The 18,502-nt window shown below is 72.4% G+C and carries 16 protein-coding genes and 1 pseudogene; 8 read left to right on the top strand and 9 right to left on the bottom strand.

The window, feature by feature from the left end; genetic code table 11:
* The first annotated feature begins 21 nt into the window (after positions 1 to 21).
* Positions 22 to 3,252 carry a right-handed parallel beta-helix repeat-containing protein gene (locus P8627_RS09410; RefSeq protein WP_279963843.1) on the top strand — a complete coding sequence of 1,077 codons (3,231 nt, stop codon included), beginning with the start codon at positions 22 to 24 and terminating at the stop codon, positions 3,250 to 3,252.
* Complete coding sequence (locus P8627_RS09405; protein ID WP_279963842.1) at positions 3,249 to 4,187, top strand: glycosyltransferase family 2 protein; 939 nt, start codon at positions 3,249 to 3,251, stop codon at positions 4,185 to 4,187. Before P8627_RS09410 ends, P8627_RS09405 begins: the two co-directional genes overlap by 4 nt.
* Positions 4,188 to 4,231: 44 nt before the next feature.
* On the opposite strand, the pseudogene P8627_RS09400 reads toward P8627_RS09405, so the two are convergent.
* The 4 genes and pseudogenes from P8627_RS09400 to P8627_RS09385 all read right to left on the bottom strand — a co-directional run bounded on the left by P8627_RS09400 (position 4,232) and on the right by P8627_RS09385 (position 8,463).
* A pseudogene (locus P8627_RS09400) lies at positions 4,232 to 5,238 on the bottom strand (Ldh family oxidoreductase).
* Between the two features lie 12 nt (positions 5,239 to 5,250).
* The gene (locus P8627_RS09395) at positions 5,251 to 5,865 is read right to left on the bottom strand and encodes a DUF3726 domain-containing protein (RefSeq protein ID WP_279963841.1); all 615 of its coding nucleotides are present in this window, start codon (positions 5,863 to 5,865) and stop codon (positions 5,251 to 5,253) included.
* Between the two features lie 7 nt (positions 5,866 to 5,872).
* Positions 5,873 to 7,483 carry a hypothetical protein gene (locus P8627_RS09390; RefSeq protein WP_407932925.1) on the bottom strand — a complete coding sequence of 537 codons (1,611 nt, stop codon included), beginning with the start codon at positions 7,481 to 7,483 and terminating at the stop codon, positions 5,873 to 5,875.
* The gene (locus P8627_RS09385; RefSeq protein ID WP_279963840.1) at positions 7,480 to 8,463 is read right to left on the bottom strand and encodes a membrane dipeptidase; all 984 of its coding nucleotides are present in this window, start codon (positions 8,461 to 8,463) and stop codon (positions 7,480 to 7,482) included. Before P8627_RS09385 ends, P8627_RS09390 begins: the two co-directional genes overlap by 4 nt.
* Before the next feature lie 95 nt (positions 8,464 to 8,558).
* Here P8627_RS09385 and P8627_RS09380 point away from each other — a divergent pair, with 95 nt between their 5' ends.
* Positions 8,559 to 9,629, top strand: a complete 1,071-nt coding sequence (locus P8627_RS09380; RefSeq protein ID WP_279963839.1) for a polysaccharide biosynthesis/export family protein — start codon at positions 8,559 to 8,561, stop codon at positions 9,627 to 9,629.
* On the opposite strand, the gene pip is transcribed toward P8627_RS09380, so the two are convergent.
* Complete coding sequence (gene pip / locus P8627_RS09375; protein ID WP_279963838.1) at positions 9,619 to 10,602, bottom strand: prolyl aminopeptidase; 984 nt, start codon at positions 10,600 to 10,602, stop codon at positions 9,619 to 9,621. The two genes, P8627_RS09380 and pip, sit on opposite strands and share 11 nt — an antisense overlap.
* A gap of 59 nt (positions 10,603 to 10,661) precedes the next feature.
* Between pip and ubiG the strand changes: the two genes are divergently transcribed.
* Entirely contained in the window at positions 10,662 to 11,402 is a 741-nt protein-coding gene (ubiG, locus tag P8627_RS09370) for a bifunctional 2-polyprenyl-6-hydroxyphenol methylase/3-demethylubiquinol 3-O-methyltransferase UbiG (RefSeq protein WP_279963837.1), read from the top strand.
* 15 nt (positions 11,403 to 11,417) lie between these two features.
* Here the strand turns inward: ubiG and P8627_RS09365 are convergent, their stop codons facing one another.
* Complete coding sequence (locus P8627_RS09365; protein WP_279963836.1) at positions 11,418 to 12,032, bottom strand: TetR/AcrR family transcriptional regulator; 615 nt, start codon at positions 12,030 to 12,032, stop codon at positions 11,418 to 11,420.
* A 119-nt stretch (positions 12,033 to 12,151) separates the two neighbouring features.
* Here P8627_RS09365 and mbfA point away from each other — a divergent pair, with 119 nt between their 5' ends.
* Positions 12,152 to 13,129: an iron exporter MbfA gene (gene mbfA / locus P8627_RS09360; RefSeq protein WP_279963835.1), complete on the top strand. Its 978-nt coding sequence runs from the start codon at positions 12,152 to 12,154 to the stop codon at positions 13,127 to 13,129.
* A gap of 13 nt (positions 13,130 to 13,142) precedes the next feature.
* Here the strand turns inward: mbfA and P8627_RS09355 are convergent, their stop codons facing one another.
* Together P8627_RS09355 and P8627_RS09350 are read right to left on the bottom strand one after the other, a co-directional pair.
* Positions 13,143 to 13,811 (bottom strand): endonuclease/exonuclease/phosphatase family protein, encoded by a 669-nt coding sequence (locus P8627_RS09355; protein WP_279963834.1) that lies wholly within the window; start codon positions 13,809 to 13,811, stop codon positions 13,143 to 13,145.
* Positions 13,808 to 15,175, bottom strand: a complete 1,368-nt coding sequence (locus tag P8627_RS09350; protein WP_279963833.1) for a phospholipase D-like domain-containing protein — start codon at positions 15,173 to 15,175, stop codon at positions 13,808 to 13,810. Before P8627_RS09350 ends, P8627_RS09355 begins: the two co-directional genes overlap by 4 nt.
* Positions 15,176 to 15,257: 82 nt before the next feature.
* Between P8627_RS09350 and P8627_RS09345 the strand changes: the two genes are divergently transcribed.
* The 3 genes from P8627_RS09345 to P8627_RS09335 are packed head-to-tail and all read left to right on the top strand — an operon-like array spanning position 15,258 to position 17,628.
* Positions 15,258 to 16,196 (top strand): AEC family transporter, encoded by a 939-nt coding sequence (locus P8627_RS09345; protein ID WP_279963832.1) that lies wholly within the window; start codon positions 15,258 to 15,260, stop codon positions 16,194 to 16,196.
* On the top strand, positions 16,193 to 16,999 hold the full coding sequence (gene fghA / locus P8627_RS09340; protein WP_279963831.1) for an S-formylglutathione hydrolase: 807 nt from the start codon (positions 16,193 to 16,195) through the stop codon (positions 16,997 to 16,999). Before P8627_RS09345 ends, fghA begins: the two co-directional genes overlap by 4 nt.
* The gene (locus tag P8627_RS09335; protein WP_279963830.1) at positions 16,996 to 17,628 is read left to right on the top strand and encodes an HAD family hydrolase; all 633 of its coding nucleotides are present in this window, start codon (positions 16,996 to 16,998) and stop codon (positions 17,626 to 17,628) included. The genes fghA and P8627_RS09335 overlap by 4 nt, the downstream gene beginning before the upstream one ends.
* Here the strand turns inward: P8627_RS09335 and P8627_RS09330 are convergent.
* Positions 17,625 to 18,407: a bestrophin-like domain gene (locus tag P8627_RS09330; protein ID WP_279963829.1), complete on the bottom strand. Its 783-nt coding sequence runs from the start codon at positions 18,405 to 18,407 to the stop codon at positions 17,625 to 17,627. The genes P8627_RS09335 and P8627_RS09330 overlap by 4 nt on opposite strands.
* Between the last annotated feature and the right edge of the window lie 95 nt (positions 18,408 to 18,502).

Here is an 18,502-nt window from a genome sequence, read left to right as displayed (position 1 = left end):
CGACCGGCAGGAGAACAGGCGATGATCCATTCCCGCGGCATCCTTGCCCGCGCCATCGGCGTGGCATGGCTGGCGGCCTGCGTCGCGCTCCCCGCCGCCGCCGAGCGCGTGGTCCGCTCCACGCCGGACAGCCTCGCCACCGACCTGCAAGGCGCGGGGCCGGGCGACGTCTTCTCGCTGGCGCCCGGCACCTACGCGCCGCTCGCGGTGACCGGCCTGGCCGGAACGCCCCAGGCACCCATCGTCCTGCGCGCCCATGACCGCGCCGACCCGCCGCGCCTCGCGGGGCTGACGCTGCGCGATGTGGCGGGCGTGACGCTGCGCGGCCTGACTCTCGCCCCGCCCGCGACGGCCCCGGACCAGCCGAACCTGATCGCCGACAGCCGCTTCGTCCGGCTCGAGAATATCATGATCGACGGCCCCGACGCGCTGCGCCGCACCGGCCTGCGCATCGTCGACAGCCGCGACCTGCTGATCACCGGGGCCGAGATCACCGGCCTGCGCACCGGCCTGCTCGTCGCCTACAGCGAACGGGTCGAGATCCGCGCCTCGCTTCTGCACGGGCTTGGCTCGGACGGGATGAACTTTGCCGCGGTTGCGGACCTGCTGGTCGAGGACAACACGATCCGCGATTTCTCGACCCGCCGGCCCGAGGGCGCGCATCCAGACATGATCCAGTTCTGGACGAACGGCACGACGCGCCCCAGCCGCCGGATCACGATCCGCGGCAACCGGCTGATCTCGGGCGACGGGCCATGGAGCCAGTCGATCTTCATGGGCAACGAGACGGTCGACGAGCTCCAGCCCGAGGCGGAGATGCTGTACGAGGACGTCACGATCGAGGACAACGTGATCGTCAACGCCCATCTGCACGGCATCTCGATCGGCGACACGTCCGGGCTGACGATCCGTCGCAACACCGTGGTCCGCGACCCGAAGGCCCTGGAGGTCGCGGGCGATCCCAATCTCTCCACCCCGGTGATCCGCATCGCCGACGGGGCGCGCGACGTGCTGGTTCTGGGCAACGTGGCCCATGCCGTCCCGCAGGGGGATACGCGCGAGGACTGGCTGATCGCGGGCAACCTAATCGTGCAGGACCGCCGCCCCTTCCAGCCCGGCCATTACGAGGCGGTGTTCCGCACCGTGGACCGCACGCGTCCCGCCCGGCTGGGCGATTTCCGCCCCCATGCCGCGGGCCCCCTGGCCGGCCGCGATGTGGGCGCGCCGATGCTGCGCGGCCCCTCCGCGCCCGCCGCAGACGACGCGCCAGCGGACTTGCCCGACGCCATCGCCCTGCGCCCCGAGGCGGAGGCCCTTCGCATCGCCAACGGCGTCGACGCGCCGCTGACCGTGGCCGTGCCCGACGGCCGGATCCTGCTGGGCGATCTGCAGCCGCAGACCCGGCTCAGCGTGGACCAGACCTCGCCGCTTTTCGGGGCCGAGGCGTTCCGGCTGGCGCTGCGCCTGCATTCCGACGGCAGCCGCCGCGGCGGGGGAGGTGCTTCGCCTGCACCAGGCGCTGGTCATGACCGTCGGGGATCGCGGCACCGTCGAGGTGGCGCTGCATACCGACGCCGCGCGGACCATCCGCCTCGCCACCCGCGCCTCGGGGCCGGTGCCCGCCGAAGGCCGCGACATCGTCATCGGCTTCGACGCGATCGAGGGCCGCCTCTGGGCCGAGATCGACGGCAAGCCCGCGGGCGACATCCTGGCCGAGGGCCGAATGCCGCAGGCCGCCCATTGGGGTCTGACCTTCGGCAATCCCTTCGGCACGCAGGACACGTTCGAGGGCTGGATCAGCGCCTTCACGCTGGACGTGCGCCATCCCCGGCTGCGCGAGGCGCAGCTGCGATGACCGCCGCGACCACGGATCTGCGGGGCGCCGCCCCCGCCACCGGATCGGCGTCGCGCGCGCTGGTGCCGCTCTACCTCCTGGCGGTCGTCGTGCCGGTCGGAATGCATCTGGGCCCGCTCTACCTGACCGGCCTGCGCATCCTGCTTCTGGCCGTGACGCTGCCCCTGCTCGCGCAGCTGCTGCGCGGCCGCTACGGACCGGTGATCGCGACCGATTGGCTCTTCGTGGGATTCGCCGCATGGATGACGCTCGCCCTTCTGGCCAACAATCCCGACCGCGTGATCCAGCAGGCCCCCTCGGTGGGCGTCGAGTTCCTCGGCGGCTACGTCATCGCCCGCGCCACGATCCGCAGCGTCGAGGCGTTTCTCGGCTTCTGCCGGATCATCCTTCTGGTCATCCTGATCGTGCTGCCGGCGGCGATATACGAGGCCCTGACCGGCGCCTCGCCGATCGTCCGGGCCATCGCGGCCCTCCCCGGCCTCGTCTCGGTCGACGAGGTCCCGTCCGATCCCCGCCTCGGGCTCGAACGGGTGCAGGCCATTTTCGCGCACCCGATCCATTTCGGCCTGTTCTGCTCGATCGCCTTCTCGATGACCTTCGTCGGCCTGAAGGACACCATGTCCGACACCCGCCGCTGGCTCGCCGCCGGCGCCGTCGCGGGCGCGGGGTTCCTCGCGCTGTCCTCGGGCGCGCTGCTGGCCATCGCGCTGCAGCTCGGCATGATCGTTTGGGCCGCCACCTTCCGGCGGCTGACCTGGCGCTGGTGGCTGCTGGTGGGGCTCTTCGCGCTGGCCTATGCCACGGTGGGCCTGCTGTCGAACCGCACGGCCATCCAGGTCTTCCTCAGCTACGCCACCTTCTCGGCCCATAACGCCTATTGGCGGGCCATCATCTTCGAATGGGGGATGATGAATGTCTGGGCCAATCCGATCCTCGGCATCGGGCTCAACGAATGGGTCCGGCCCGACTGGATGCACTCCTCCTCGGTCGACAATTTCTGGCTGCTGACGGCGATGCGCTACGGCCTGCCGGCTTTCGCGCTGCTGACGGCAGGCTGGCTGACGATCCTGGTCCGGCTGATGCGCCTGCCACTCGCCGCCGAAAGCCGCGAGGGGCGGATCCGCCGGGCCTGCGTCTTCACGCTGATCGGCCTGGCCTTCACGCTGGCGACCGTCCATGTCTGGACCAACATCTACTCCTTCACCTTCTTCATCCTCGGCTCGACGGCTTTCCTTTTGCATCCGGCCGAACCGAGCGAGGTGGCGCCCGATGGGCCGCGGCCCGGCAAGGGCGAGCGCCAAACGCGGGCGGAGCGGGCGCGCCGTCCCGCCCCGAGCTACACCCGCTTCCCCGAGCCGCAGGGCGCGGCCCGCCCGCCCCGCTACGCGCGACGATGAGCCTGCCGCGCCTCGGGGTGGTCATCGTCACCCATCGCGCGGCGGAGGTAATCGACGCCTGCCTCGACAGCCTCCTGGCCGCGCCCGGCGTGGCGCTCCGCGTCGTGGTCGTCGACAATGCCTCGCCCGACGACACGGTAGCGCGCCTCCGCGGCCGCGTCGCGCCGGCGCCCCACCAACTCGAGGTGATCGAGGCGCCGAATGGGGGCTTCGCGGCCGGGGTGAACCGCGGCCTCGAGCGATTGCGCGCCGATCCCGGGCTCGCGCGGTTCTGGATCCTCAACCCCGACACGATCGTCCCGCCCAAGACGCCCGCGCGCTTCGCCACTCATCCCGCGCCGGAGGGCTGGGCGATGATCGCCGGTCGCGTGCTCTATGCCGAGGAGCCGGGCGGCATCCAGATCGACGGCGGCGTCATCGACTGGCGCACCGGCGTGACGCGCAACCTGAACCAGCACGCGCCCGCCGACGCCACGCCGCCCGATCCGGCGCGGATCGACTTTGTCACCGGCGCCAGCCTCGTCGCCTCGCGGGCCTTCATCGAATGCGCGGGCCCGATGCCGGAGGGGTATTTCCTCTATTACGAGGAGGTGGACTGGGCGCAGCGCCGCGGCACGATGCCGATTCTGCACTGCCCCGAAGCCGTGGTCCGCCACGTCTCGGGCGCCTCTATCGGCTCGGCCGGCGCGCGGCGCCGCGCCTCGCCCTTCTCGGAATGGTTCAAGCATCGCGCCCGGATCGCGTTCCTGCGGCGCTGGCGTCCCCGGTCGGTGCCCGGCGGGCTGGCCTTTGCGGTGGCCAAGGCGGGCCAGCACGCGCTGCGCGGCGACGGGGCCGCGGCCCGGGCCACGCTGGCGGGAGCGTTCGGGCGGGGCCCGACCCGCGCGGTGCGGGAGGAGATGGCCCGGGCCGGCATCGACCCGGCGCGGCTTTAGGGCCTGCGCGGAAGTAACGCCGGACGGCCCGCCCCGCGCGACGCTCAGCCCGCCATCCCGGCCCGAATGCGCTCCAGCGTGGCCGACGCCACCGCGACCCCGCCGCCCGCCCGCGCCCGCGCCGCGGCGCGCCCGTCGCCGGGCAGGCGCGCGCCCGCCTGCTCGCGGACCGCACCCGCGAGCGCCGCCATCCGGTCCGCGAAGGCCCCGCCCGAGGTCGCGCCCGGATCGAGGGCGAGGAACATCTGCCCCGTCGCGGGCGGCCCGCCCACCGGGCCCGAGAAGGGCGAGGCATCCTTGCCCAAAACCGCCCCGGTCATCGCCGCCGCCAGCGTCTCGACGATCAGCGCAAGGCCCACGCCCTTATAGCCACCCGCCGGCGCCATCGAGCCCTTCAGCGCGACGGCCGGATCCGTCGTGGGATTGCCCTCGGCATCCAGCGCCCAGCCTTCGGGGATCGGCCGGCCCTCGCGGTTGTGCTTCATGATCTCGGATTTCGCGATGACGCTGGCCGACTGGTCGATCAGCAGCGCGGCGCCGCCTTGCCCGTCTGGCGCGGCCAGCGAGATCGGGTTGGTGCCCACCACCGGCACCGACCCGCCGCCCGGCGCGATCGAGGCGGGGGCGTTGGTGAAGCCCAGCCCCAGCAGCCCCTCGCCCGCGATCCGCGCCGTGTGCACGCCGAGGACACCGCAATTGTAGCTGTTCCAGATCGCCAGCGCCGCCACGCCGTTCGCCCGCGCCGCCGCCAGCATCGGGGCCAGCCCGGCCTCAATCGCCGCATGGGCGAAGCCGTTGGCCGCATCGACGCGGATCACGCCGGGCTTCGGGTCTCGACCCGCGGCGCGGCATCGCCCCGGACCTTTCCGCAGCGCAGGTGTTCGGCATAGATCGGGATATAGGCCAGCCCGTGGCTCGCCACGCCATCCGCCTCGGTGGCGGCGGTGGCGCGGGCCAGCGGGCGGGCCTGCAGCTCGCTCGCGCCCGCGGCCACCAGCGCGTCGAAGGCCAGCGCCTCGATCTCGTCCAGCGTCAGGGTTTCGTGGGTCATCGGGCGATCCTCTCAGTCGGTGTCGGTCAGGCCGGCGCCCGCGCCGTCGTCGCGGCCGAGATGGGCGGGGGCATAGATGCGGCGGGCGAAGGCGTCGAGCCGCGCCACCGCCTCCGGGTCGCTGGGCGCGGGCGTGGCGGGCCGCACCGGCGGCAGGGCGGGCATCTCGCAAGGGGCCAGCGTCACGTCGGCCCGCGCGGGCATCGCCGCGCCGCGCCAGACCGGGTCGGGCCCAAGCGCCGCACCCCCGCCCGGCCAGTCCACCGCAAGCGCCCGCCCCGTCTGCGACGCGACCAGCGCGACCTGCGGCACCAGCAGAAGCGGCGCCAGCACGCAGCGCAGCCGCAGGGGCCCGGTCGCCAGCCGGTCGGCCAGCGCCGCGCCGGTGCAGATCGGGCAGAGCGCCTCGCCCCGCGGGCGCCAGTCCCCGGCCCCCGGGACCGGCATCATCGGCGGCCGCCCGTCGATCGCGGGCAGCAGCGCGGCCAGCGCCGCCACGCCGGGGCGGCCATGCTCGGCCAGCCAGCGCGTCGCCATGCCCGCCTCCTCGGCCAACCCCCAAGGCAGCCCGGCGCCGCGCGCGGACTTGCGGGCCAGCGCCTCGATCTCGCCGCCGGACAGGTTCACGGCGCCGTCATTGCGGCAGGCCGGCCCAGGGCTCGGCTCCGCAGGCGGGCAGCTCCTCGGGGTAAGGCGCGCCGCGGAACATCTCGATCCGCAGCCAGCGGTCGGAGCGCGGATCGAACCGCCCCGCCCCGAAGAAGCTGAGCTTGGCGCGCAGCATGTCGAAGGGGCGCAGATCGCCGGCCGCGAGGTCGTCGCGGATCTCGGCGTAAGGATGCCGCGCAGCGATCTGGGCGCGGCGCACGGCGTGGCGATGCTCGGGATGCGCGATCAGGAAATCGGCGACCGCGCCCGTGGCCCCGGCCAGCGCGGCGCGCAGTCGCGCGGCGTCGCGCGCGCAGGTCAGCGGCTGGGCATAGGGCTCCAGCTCGGGACAGGCCGCGCCCAGCCGCGGCTCCATCTTGTCGGCGGAGGTGAACCAGATCCGGGCCGGCGCGCCCTGCGGCGCGCCCGGATGGACGCGCGCGACGATGGCCCGCAGATCCGCCACCGACATCGCGCCGTCGATGGCGAAGCAAGCGGCCTCGTCGGCGGCCATCCCGTCGGCCAGGTCGTCGACCAGGTGCCCGTGCGGCTCCATCATCAGCGAGACCAGCATCTCCTGTCCCTCGACCGACAGCGCCGCCTGCGCCCAGGTCCAGAGCAGGCCCCAGCTCTCCACCGGCTGCGCCACCAGCCGCTCCATATCGGCGCGCAGCCCCGCCAGCTTCTCGGCCTGCGCGGGATGGCGCGACTGCCAGCCTGCGACATTCGCGGCGGCCCGGTCGCGCGCGGCCTCGAACCCCGCGATCGTCTCGGGCGTCACCGGAGCGTCCAGCACGCGCGCCAGCGCGGTCTCGCGCGCGGCGATCCAGCGATGCAGCAGCGCGGGGTGGTTGACCAGGAAGGGCGCCATGCCCAGCCCCGTCGAATTGCCGATCCCGAAGCGGCGGCGCAGCGCGGGCTCGAGCGTCACGGCGGTGTCGGGCGCGCGCGCGGCGGCCATCGCCTCCACCTGGTCCATCACGAAGCTCCGGATCAGCCAGACGGTCAGCATCTCGGGCTGGAAGGGGGCCGCGAATTCGGGCCGGTCGCAGATCCGCGCGCGGTCGGCGGCGCCGAACTTGCCCGAACCGTAGACCGCCGTCGTCCGCATCAGATAGCCCACCGCCTCGACCCGCAGGGGGTCGGGCTGCCGCCCGGCGGCCAGCGCGTCGACGACATGCGCGAAAAGGCGCACCGACCGGTTGGCCCGGCTCAGGCACAGCTCGCCGGGTCCGATCCGCCCCGCCTCCTGCCGCGGCACATTGGCCTCCAGCCGGGCGAGGTCGGCCTCGGTCGGCACCCCGTCATGCAGCGCGAAGGTCGCGTCCCAGCGCGTCGCGATCACCCGGTCCGATCGGTCCGCATCGGCCAGGTCATGCGCGAAGCAGACCAGCGAATAGGCCCGCTCGGGCCCCTGTGCGGTATAGACCGCGCGCCCCGTGCCGTCCGCGGCGATCTCGAAGAGCGGTCGGGTCACGCGCCAGCCCTCGGCCTTCAGCCGCCGCAGCAGCACACGCATGAAGCTCAGCCGGCACTGGTGGAAGGCGCCCATCCGCTCCAGGCGCATGACCTGCTCGGGCGGCCGCAGCGGGCTCACGCCGCGCCCGGGCCGAAGCCCGCCTCGAAGAAGCGCATCCAGTTCTCGCCCATGATCCCGTCGACCTCCGGCGCCGAGAAGCCGGCATGGCGCAGCCCTTCGGCCAACCCGGGGAAATCGCGATTGTCGCGGAACCAGTCCGGCTGCGGCGGAAAGCCGGGCGCCGCCGCGCTGCCCTCGCCGTAATCGACGGCCCGGGTCCAGCGCCCCGTCCGCATCCATTCGACGACGCTGTCGGGCTGATCCTGGCACAGGTCCGACCCGATCCCCAAATTCTCCGCGCCGACCAGCTCGGCGGCGATCGCCGCGCCCTCGCAGAACTGCTGCAGCGTGCAATCCGACCCGTCCTTGAGGTGATGGGGATAGAGCGACAGGCCCAGCATCCCCCCCGACGCGCCCAGCGCGCGCAGCACGTCGTCGGAGAAGTTGCGCCGCGCCGGGTGCCACGACGCGGGGTTGGCATGGGTGATGGCGATCGGGCGGGACGAGACCTCCATCGCCTCGAGCGTCGAGCGGTCGGCGGAATGGCTCATGTCGACGACCATGCCGACGCGGTTCATCTCGGCCACCACGGCGCGGCCCATCCGGGTCAGGCCCGGGTCCTCCGCCTCGTAGCAGCCCGTCGCCAGCAGCGACTGGTTGTTGTAGCTCAGCTGCATGATCCGCAGGCCCAGCCGGTACAGGATCTCGACGAGCCCGATATCGTCCTCGATGGGGCTCGGGTTCTGCGCGCCGAAGACGATGGCGGTGCGCCCCGAGGCGGCGATTTCGCGGATCTCGGCGGCGCTGCCGGCCGGCGCGATCAGATCGGCATGGCGGGCGAAGCGCTCGTTCCACGCCTCCATCCGCAGCACCGTCTCGCGGAAGGTCTCGTGATAGGCGATCGTGACGTGGACGGCATCCAGCCCGCCCGCGCGCATCTGGCGGAAGACGGTCTCGGACCAGTTGCAATATTGCAGGCAGTCGATGCGGAACCCCATGCCGTCACAAGGCCACAGGACGCAGCGTCAGGCAATCGACCTGATGCGCCCGGCCGGCGAAGAACCCGTTAACCCTGTTTGCCTAGGGTGCCCGGATGATGCGGGCGACTCGATACGGCGTGATCCTTCTGGCGATGTGGCTCAGCGCCTGCGCGCTGCCGCGCGGCGCGGGGGTCGCGGCGGAGGTGCTGGCCGGCCCGGCCGCCAAGCGGGGCTTCGCCATCGTCGCCGTGACGCCCGACGCGGTGGCGCGCTTCGCGGCGGAGCCCGCCGCGCGCTGGATCGGCGCGGGCGGGCCGCGCGGCGCCGTCATCCGCCCCGGCGACCGGGTGACGGTCACCGTCTGGGACGGCAGCGGCAATTCGCTCCTCGCCGATCCGGGTCGCCGCAGCGCGACCCTGGCCGACCTGCCCGTCGCGCCCGATGGCCAAGTCTTCCTGCCTTATGTCGGCGCCACGCCCCTCGCCGGGCTGGGCGAGGCGGCGGCCCGCGCGCGGCTGCAGGCGGCGCTCTCGGCGCTGGCCCCGGACGCGCAGGTGCAACTCGCCGTGGCCCGCGGCCCGCGCGGCAGCGTGGACGTGCTGGGCGGCGTCGCGGCACCCGGCGCCTACCCGCTGCCCGAGGGCGGGCTGGACGTCCTGGCGGGGATCGCGGCGGCGGGCGGCGTGGCGCCGGGGCTCGGCAACCCGCGCGTCCTGCTGCGCCGGGGCGGCGCGGTCTATCGCGCGCCGCTGGCCGATCTCGTCGCGGGCCATGGCGGCGCGGCGCGGCTGGCGGGCGGCGACACCCTGATGATCGAGGCCGACGACCGCTACTTCCTGTCGATCGGCGCCGCGGGCTCGGAGGCCATGCACCCCTTCCCGCGCGAGGCGCCCAGCGCACTCGACGCGCTGGCGGCGATGGGCGGTGTCGATGCGGCGCGGGGCAATCCGGCCGGCATCCTGGTCCTGCGGGATTATACCGGCGCGGCGGCGGCGCCGCCCGAGGGCGCGCGCATCGTCTTCACCCTCGACCTGACGGCGGCGGAGGGGCTCTTCGCCGCGGGGCGCTTCCCGGTGCGGTCGGGCGATCTGTTCTATGTCAGCGAAAGCCCCATCGGGGGGGCGCGGGCGGTGCTTTCGCTGGTGGGGGCGGTCTTCGGGCTGGGCGCCGCGCTCAGCGACTGAAGGCCGGACGAGCCGCCGCCGCGTCGAGCCCGCGCACCAGCGCCTCGGCGATGCCGGGCTCCGACAGGGCGTGGCCCGCGAAGGGCACCGTGTGCAGATGCCCGCCGGCCCAGCCCTGCGCCAGCGAATGCGCCGAAACCGGCGGGCAGATCATGTCGTAACGGCCCTGTACGATCAGCCCCGGCACCTCGGCGATCCTGTCCAGATTGGCGCGGATCCAGCCGTCATGCTCGAGGAAGCCGCGATGCGTGAAATAGTGGTTCTCCAGCCGCGCGAAGGCGCGCGCGTATTCGCCCCCCGGCTCGCCCGTCCGGCCCTGGCTGCCCATCGAGGCCAGCGCGTTCTCCCAGGCGGCCCAGGCGCGCGCGAAGCGGGCCTGGTCATGCGGCAACCCGTTGAACAGCCGCCGGTTATAGGCGGCGATCAGGTCGTCCTGCTCCTCCTCGGGGATGAGCGACCGGAACTGCGCCCATTGGTCGGGCCAGAATTGCCCCGCCCCGCCGCCGTAGAACCAGTCGAGCTCGCGCTGCTCCATCAGGAAGACGCCGCGCAGGAACAGCCGCGCCGCGCGCTCAGGGTGGCGGATCGCGTAGATCAGCGCCAGCGTCGCTCCCCAGGAGCCGCCGAAGACGGCCCAGCGCTCGATCCCCAGCATCTCGCGCAGGAATTCGATATCGGCGACCAGATGCCAGGTCGTGTTGTCGCGGATGCTGGCATGCGGGCGCGAGCGACCGCAGCCGCGCTGGTCGAACAGCACGACGCGGTAGCGTTCGGGGTCGAAGAAGCGCCGCATCATCGGCGAACAGCCGCCCCCCGGCCCGCCATGCAGCACCACCACGGGCAGCCCGTCGGGATTGCCGCATTGCTCCATGTAAAGGGTGTGGCCGTCCCCCACATCGACCATCCGCTGATCGAACGGATCGATCGGCGGATAGAGCGCCGTGGCGCTGGCGTGCTGCGGGTTCCTGTCCATCTTCGACCTATATAGACCTCCGGGGTGGCCACACCATGACATCGCGGGGTTCATTTTCCATGACGACGACGATCGACGACGCCGAGATCGAGAAATTCCAGGCCATGGCGGCCGAATGGTGGGATCCGAACGGCAAGTTCAAGCCGCTGCATATGCTCAATCCCTGCCGGCTGGACTACATCACGACACAGATCGCCGAGGAATTCGACCGCGACATCGCGTCCGAGACCCCGTTCGCGGGGCTGCGGCTTCTCGATATCGGCTGCGGCGGCGGCCTGCTGTCCGAGCCGATGGCCCGCCTGGGGGCGGAGGTGGTGGGCGTCGACGCCGCCGGGCGCAACATCCCCGTGGCCCAGGCCCATGCCGCGCAATCCGGGCTCGAGATCGACTACCGCCACACCTCGGCCGAGGCGCTGGTCGCCGCGGGCGAGCCCGGTTTCGACGTCGTTCTGAACATGGAGGTGGTCGAGCACGTCGCCGATCCGCTGGCCTACCTGACCGCCTGCTGCCAGCTTCTCAAGCCCGGCGGGCTGATGATCTGCTCGACGATCAACCGGAACCCGAAAAGCTACGTCATGGCGATCTTCGGCGCCGAGCAGGTGATGCGCTGGCTGCCCAAGGGCACGCATGAATGGTCGAAATTCATAACCCCCGACGAGCTCTTCGACCTCATCGGCCAGGCCGGGCTGGAGCCGGTCGACCGCATGGGCTTCGTCTTCAACCCGATCACCTGGTCCTGGCGCCTGTCCGAGCGCGACCTGTCGGTGAATTACGTCACGGCCAGCCGTAAGCCGGGCTGAGGCGGGGCCGGGCGCTCAGGCCCCGTAGCGGGCCAGGAACACGTCCACCGCGCCCTCGACCACGCGGTCGACCTCCGCCGGCGTCACCGACTTGCGGATGCCGAACACCATCTCGGTGAAGAGATGCGCGTGGCAGAGCTCGATGAACTGATGCGCGGCCAGGTCGACATCCGGCACCGACAGATCGCCGCGGCGCGTGGCCTCGGTCAGATAGGCGCACATGCGTTCGTGGAAGACCGCCGGTCCGGTGCGGAAGAACTCGCGCCCCAGCTCCGGGAAGCGGTCGCTCTCGGCCACGCACATGCGGAAGATCGACTGCCCGAAATCCGACAGGACGAGCCCCAGCGTCCGGGTCGCCGCGTCGCGCAGCACCTGCGCGGGGGCGGCGTACTCCTCCATGATCTCGGACGCGCCCTCGATCTGGGCGCGGCACTCGGCCTTGGCGACCTCCATGAAGAGAAGCTTCTTGTCGGCGAAATAGCTGTAGAGCGTGGCCTTCGACACGCCCGCCGCGCGGGCGATGTTGTCGACGCTGGCGCCTTCGTAGCCATCGGCCAGGAACACGCTGCGCGCCCCTTCGAGGACCTGATCGAACTTGCGACCTTTCTTGATCGGCGTGACGTCGTTCATCGGCCCTCCCCTCCCTGCGACCATATAGACGCGGCCCGACCCCGCACAAGCGCATTGGCCGGGCCGGACCCTGCGTCCGACGGGCTTGCGTTCGGGCCGCCCCCGCCCATACTCGCGCCATGATCCCCGGCTTCGCCTCCCGCCGCCGCTTCGCGGACCTCTCCGAGCAGGAGATCCTCGCCCTCGCCATCTCGTCCGAGGAGGACGACGCGCAGATCTACCGCCTTTATGGCGAACGGTTGCGCGACGACTTCCCCGACAGCGCCCGCGTCTTCGACGCCATGGCCGCCGAGGAGGACACCCACCGCCGGCGCCTGATCGATTTGCACGCCAAGCGCTTCGGCGACGTGATCCCGCTGATCCGCCGCGAGCATGTCTCGGGCTTCTACGCCCGCCGCCCGGTCTGGCTGGTCGAGAGTCTCGGTATCGACCGCATCCGCAGCGAGGCCGCGGGGATGGAGCGCGACGCGCATCGCTTCTACGTCCGGGCCGCCGCGCGCAGCTCCGACCCGGCGACGCGCAAGCTGCTGGGCGACCTCGCCGCCGCCGAGGCCGGGCACGAGACCCGCGCTGAAGAGATCAGCGCCGAGGCGCTGGGGCCCGAGGCCCGCGAGGTCGAGGACGAGCGCGGCCGCCGGCAATTCGTGCTGACCTGGGTGCAGCCGGGCCTTGCCGGGCTGATGGACGGCTCGGTCTCGACCCTGGCGCCGATCTTCGCGGTGGCCTTCGCGACGCAGGACACCTGGACGACCTTCCTCGTCGGTCTCGCCGCCTCGGTCGGCGCGGGCATCTCGATGGGCTTCACCGAGGCCGCCTCCGATGACGGCCAGCTCTCGGGCCGCGGCTCGCCGGTCAAGCGCGGCTTCGCCTCGGGCATCATGACGACGGTGGGGGGCTTGGGCCACGCGCTGCCCTACTTGATCCCCGATTTCCGCCTCGCCACCACCATCGCCATCGCCGTGGTCTTCGTCGAACTCTGGGCCATCGCCTGGATCCAGAACCGCTTCATGGACACGCCGTTCTGGCGCGCCAGCCTGCAGGTCGTGGTCGGCGGCGCATTGGTGCTGGCGGCGGGCGTTCTGATCGGCTCGGGCTAGCCGCCCGCCGGCCTCAGAGCTCCAGATCCACCCAGATCGGCAAATGGTCCGAGGCCCGCAGCGCGTGGCTGCGCGCCAGGACGCCGCTGCCCGACACGCCGACCCCCGGGCCCGCCAGGAACCGGTCCAGCCGCAGCGTCGGGCGCTGGGCGTGGAAACTGGGGCCCGGCGCGACCTCCTGCCAGCCGCGCGGCAGCGGCAGGCGGCCCCATTCGTTCAGATCGCCGCCCAACAGGACCGGCCCGCCCATCCGCCGCACCGTGCCGACCACGCGGCGCAGCTGGCGCAGCCGGTCGATGCGCCGCAGGCCCAGATGCAGCGCGCCGACCACCAGCCCGCCCTCCAGCCGAACCAGCGCCGCGCCGCGCGGCTCCAGCCCCGGCAGGTCCAGCGCGATCACCTCGAATGCCGCGATCCCCTGCCGCATCAGCACCGCATTGCCGTGATGCCCGATCGACGGCGTGTCCGGATCGGCATCGACCCAGTCCCAGCCCGCCGCCCGCATCATCGCCGGCGGCAGGGCCGGGGGCCGCGGGGGAAGCCGCTTGTCGGCCTCCTGCAGCAGCGCGACGTCCGGCCCCACCAGCTCCAGCACCCGCAGCACCCGCGCCGGGTCGCGCCGCCAGTCGAGCCCGAAGGCCTTGCGGATGTTCCAGCTCGCGACCCGCAGCCGCCGCGTCACAGGAGCGGCCCGAACAGCCGCGCGACGGGCGCCAGCGCGCGGATGTGGCGCGGCGGCGGGTCGGGCAGGGGTGCGGCGCGGGCGAAGTCGCGCGTCAGCATCGCCTCGACCTCGGCGGCGAAGCCCGCATCCTCGACCAGCGCCGTCTCCTCGAAATTCAGAAGCGCCGAGCGGATGTCGAGATTGATCGTCCCGACCGAGGCGATCTCGTCGTCGATCAGCATCACCTTCTGATGCATGAAGCCCGGCTCGTATTGCAGCACGTCGATGCCCACCCGGGCGAATTCGCGCGCGAAGCCGCGGGTTGCGTACCAGGTCACCCATTTGTCCGCGGGCCGCGGGATCAGGATCCGCACGTCCACCCCGCGCAGCTGCGCCAGCTGCAGCGCCGTGAGCAGGTCGGTATGCGGCACCAGATAGGGCGTCGCGATCCACAGCCGCCGCTGCGCCAGCCCGACCAGCGCGCAGAGCAGCAGGCTGCCGCGCTCCTGCGCGTCGGTCGGGCCGAACCCGGTCACCAGGCCCAGCCGCCCGCCCGCCTCGGACCAGTCGGGCGCCTCGAGCGGCGGCAACGTCTCGCGCGTGACCGCCTCCCAGTCGGCGGCAAACAGGTCGCGCAGCTGGGCCACCATCGGCCCCTCGATCTGCAGGTGCGTGTCGCGCCAGGCGTCGTAATGCTTGCCCCCGTCGACATATTCCTGCGCCGCGTTGATGCCGCCGGTGAAGCCCACGCGCCCGTCCACCACCACCGTCTTGCGGTGGTTGCGGAAGTTCAGCCCAATCCGCCCGCGCGGGCTGCGCCGCCCCGGCACGCCGCGCACGTTGATCCCGGCCTCGCGCAGCTCGTGGATGTAGCGCGGGCCCAGCGTCAGCGACCCGATCAGGTCGAGCAGCACATAGACCCGCACGCCCCGCTCTGCGGCGGCGATCATCCGGTCGCGCAGCTCCAGCCCGACCGCGTCGCGGCGCAGGATGTAGAACTGCACCAGGAGCTCGGTCCGGGCCGCGTCGATGGCGGGGAAGATCGCGTCGAAGGTCGGCCCGCCATCGATCAGCAGGTGCAGCTCGTTGCCCGCGCTCAGCCGCGCATGGGTCACGCCCCTCAGCCGGCCCAGCCGCGCCGGGCGCGCGTCGTCTCCGGTGTCGTCGAGATGGCGGTGATCGGGCTTCTGGTTGATCCGGCTGACGCCCCCGAACACCATGAAAAGCGGCAGCGCCACCAGCGGCCAGGCCAGCAGAAACACCACCCAGGCCGCCGCGCCCTGCGGCGTTCGCGCCGTCGACAGCGCCGCGCGCGCCCCCGCCAGCCCGCCCACCAGCAGGACCGCCCGCAGCCACAGCGGCAGATCGAAAATCGGGTCCATGCGCCGTCACCCCTCTCTGCGCCCCGCGAACCGCGCCGCGACTTCTGGACAGCCCCCGCGCCGCCCGCTAGCCCTTCGCCCCATGCTGGCGATCTTCCTGAAGACCCTGCCGTTCTTCGGCCTGATCGCCCTCGGATACGAGGCCGGCCGGCGCAATTTCTTCACGCCGGAAGCGACCGCCTATCTCACCAAGTTCGTCTTCTACTTCGCGCTTTCGGCGATGCTGTTCAACTTCGCCGCGAACCTGTCGCTGGCCGAGATCTTCGATCCGACCTTCCTGATCGCCTATCTCTGGGGCTGCGCGATGGTCTATCTGGTGGCCACCGCCGTGGGCTTCCTGCGCGGGCTGTCGGTGGCCGAATGCGCGGTCGAGGCGCAGGTCGCGACCATCGGCAATGTGGGCTTCCTCGGCATCCCGATGTTCGTGCTGCTGCTCGGCCCCGAAAGCGCGGGGCCGATGCTGATGGTGCTCGCCGCCGACCTGATCGTCTTCTCCTCGCTGATCGTGATCCTGATCACCGGCTCGCGCGAAGGCCGCGTGGGGCTGGCGACGATGCGCACGGTGGGCCTCGGCCTCGTGAAGAACCCGATGATCATGTCGATCGGCGCGGGCATCCTCTGGTCGGCCACCGGGCGCGAGCTCTGGACCCCGGTGAACGAGTTCCTGTCGATCCTCGGCGCCGCCGCCACGCCGGGCGCGCTCTTCGCCATCGGCGCCTCGCTCGCCGGCAAGACGGCCGAGCGGATCTCGGTCGCGGGCTGGCTGACCTTCTGCAAGCTGGCGCTGCACCCGGCCGCGGTGGCGCTTTCGGCACTGGTGCTGTTCCCGGTGGCCGATCCCTTCGCCGCGCAGGTGATGATCTCGGCGGCCGCCTTGCCCGTGGCGGGCAACGTCTACATCCTCGCGCAGCATTACGGCGTCGCGCCCCAGCGGGTCAGCGCCGCGATCCTGATCTCCACCGCCGTGTCGATCGTGACCGTCTCGGCGATCATCGGCCTGCTCACGGGAGGGGCGCCATGAAGACCATCTCCGAGAACCGCTGCTTCGGCGGCATCCAGGGCGTCTACACCCACGCCTCCGAGGCGACGGGCACCGACATGACCTTCGGCCTGTTCCGCCCCGAGCATCCGACCGGCGCCGTGCTGTGGTACCTGTCGGGCCTGACCTGCACCCACGAGAACGCGATGACCAAGGCCGGGCTGCAGGGCTGGGCCGCCGAGGCCGGGCTGACCGTGGTCTTCCCCGACACCTCGCCGCGCGGCGGCGGCGTGCCCGACGACGACGCCTTCGACATGGGCCAGGGCGCGGGCTTCTATGTCGACGCGACCCGCGAGCCCTGGTCCAAGCATTTCGGGATGGAGCGCTACGTGACCGCCGACCTGCCCGAGACCGTCTTCGCGGCCTGGGATCTCGACGAGACGCGGCAGGGCATCACCGGCCATTCCATGGGCGGCCACGGCGCGCTGACGCTGGCGCTCAAGCATCCCGGCCGCTTCCGCGCCGTCTCCGCCTTCGCGCCGATCTGCCACCCCTCGGCCAGCGAATGGGGCCGCGACCAGCTCGCCGCCTATATCGACCAGCCCGAGGCCCATGACGCCACGCATCTTCTGCTCGACGGCGCGGCCCTGCCGCCCTGCTTGATCGACACCGGGACCGACGACCAGTTCTGGGACAAGCTCGGCACCGACGTCTTCGCCCGCGCGCTCGCCCGGACCCGCAGCGAGGCGGCGCTGCGCCTGCAGAAGGGCTATGACCACAGCTATTTCTTCGTGGCGAGCTTCGCCGCGGCCCATGTTGCCTTCCATGCCGAGCATCTCGCATGACCGCCCGCGCCCCCGTCGCGGCCGTCGTCTTCGATATCGGCAACGTGCTGATCGAATGGCAGCCCGAGCGCTTCTACGACGCGCAGATAGGCGAGGCGCGGCGGCGCGAGGTCTTCGCCGCCGTCGATCTGCACGCGATGAACGACCGCGTGGACCGGGGCGAAGGCTTCCGGGACGTGATCTACGGCACCGCCGCCGCCCATCCCGACTACCGCCCCGAGATCGAGATGTGGCACGACCGCTGGATCGAGATGGCCGCCCCCGCGATCCCCCGCTCGGTCCGCGTGCTGCGCGCGCTGCGCGCCCGCGGCGTACCGGTCCACGCGCTGACCAATTTCGGCATCGACAGCTTCGCGCTGGCGCAGCGGCATTACGATTTCTTGTCGGAATTCGACCAGGCCTTCGTCTCGGGGCACCTCGGCATCATCAAGCCCGAGCCCGAGATCTTCGCCCGGGTCGAGGCCGGGCTCGGCCTGCCGGGCGAGGCGCTGCTCTTCGCGGATGACCGGCCCGACAATATCGACGCCGCCGCCGCGCGCGGCTGGCGCACACATCTCTTCGAGGGCCCTGACGGCTGGGCCAACCGGCTGGTGGACGAGGGCCTGCTCACCCCGGACGAGGCCGCCTAGCCCGCCACCGCCGCCAGAAACCGCTCCATCGCCACCGGCTGCAGCGCGCCCGGCGCCGCGAAGGGATTCGAGAAGGCGTGGATGAAGAACAGGATCAGCCCCGTGAAGGCCCCGAAACAGGCCATCAGCATCAGGTTCCGCCGCCGCGGCGGGAAGGTGAACCAGGTGGCCGCGATCAGCACCGTCCCCGCGACGGCCGCGATCCAGAACAGCCCCGCCAGCCCGTGCAGCCCGTGCACCGCGCGGCGGTCGCGCATCTCGGCGATGCGATGCGCCGCCTCCAGCATGTGCACCCGCAGCGCGACCTCGCGCGGGGTGGCGGCCGGCAGGTCCAGTACCGCCTCGTAGGCCGCGCCCCAGACCGCCCAGCCCCGACCGCCGGGGGCATAGCCCTCGCCCAGCGCCGGCCATTCCACCTCGGCCACGGTGCGCGCGTAATCGACCATCAGCGCCTGGCGCGCCGCCGTGCCCGCCCCGCCATGGCGCGCGAAATCATTGTAGAGATCGGCCACCGCCGAGGCCTCGACCACCAGCTCGCCCTGGATCTCGCGGTAATCGCCCAGAAGCTGCGCGAAGACGAGCGCGAGGATCAGCCCGTGCAGCGCCGAGATCCGGAACATCACCGATCCCGACAGGTCCCGCGCCTCGCCCGCGCCGTCCCCGGACAGGCCGCGCGCCCCGAAGCGGCGCGTGACCGAATAGGTCGCCAGGACCAGCGCGACCGCAGCCGCGACGAAGCCGGCGGCCAGGGCGAGGGTCGGGAGGAGGTCGGCCGTCATGGCGCGAGACTGCCCGCCCCCCGGCATGCCGTCACCCCCTTTCGACCCCGCGCCCTAGGAAGCGCCGCGCCGCGCCGCTACGGTCGCGGCCGAGG

The organism is Jannaschia sp. GRR-S6-38 (genome assembly GCF_029853695.1).
GTDB lineage: Bacteria > Pseudomonadota > Alphaproteobacteria > Rhodobacterales > Rhodobacteraceae > Jannaschia > Jannaschia ovalis.
Note: the sequence above shows the minus strand (reverse complement) of the source record. Positions and strands in the feature narration are given on the sequence as shown.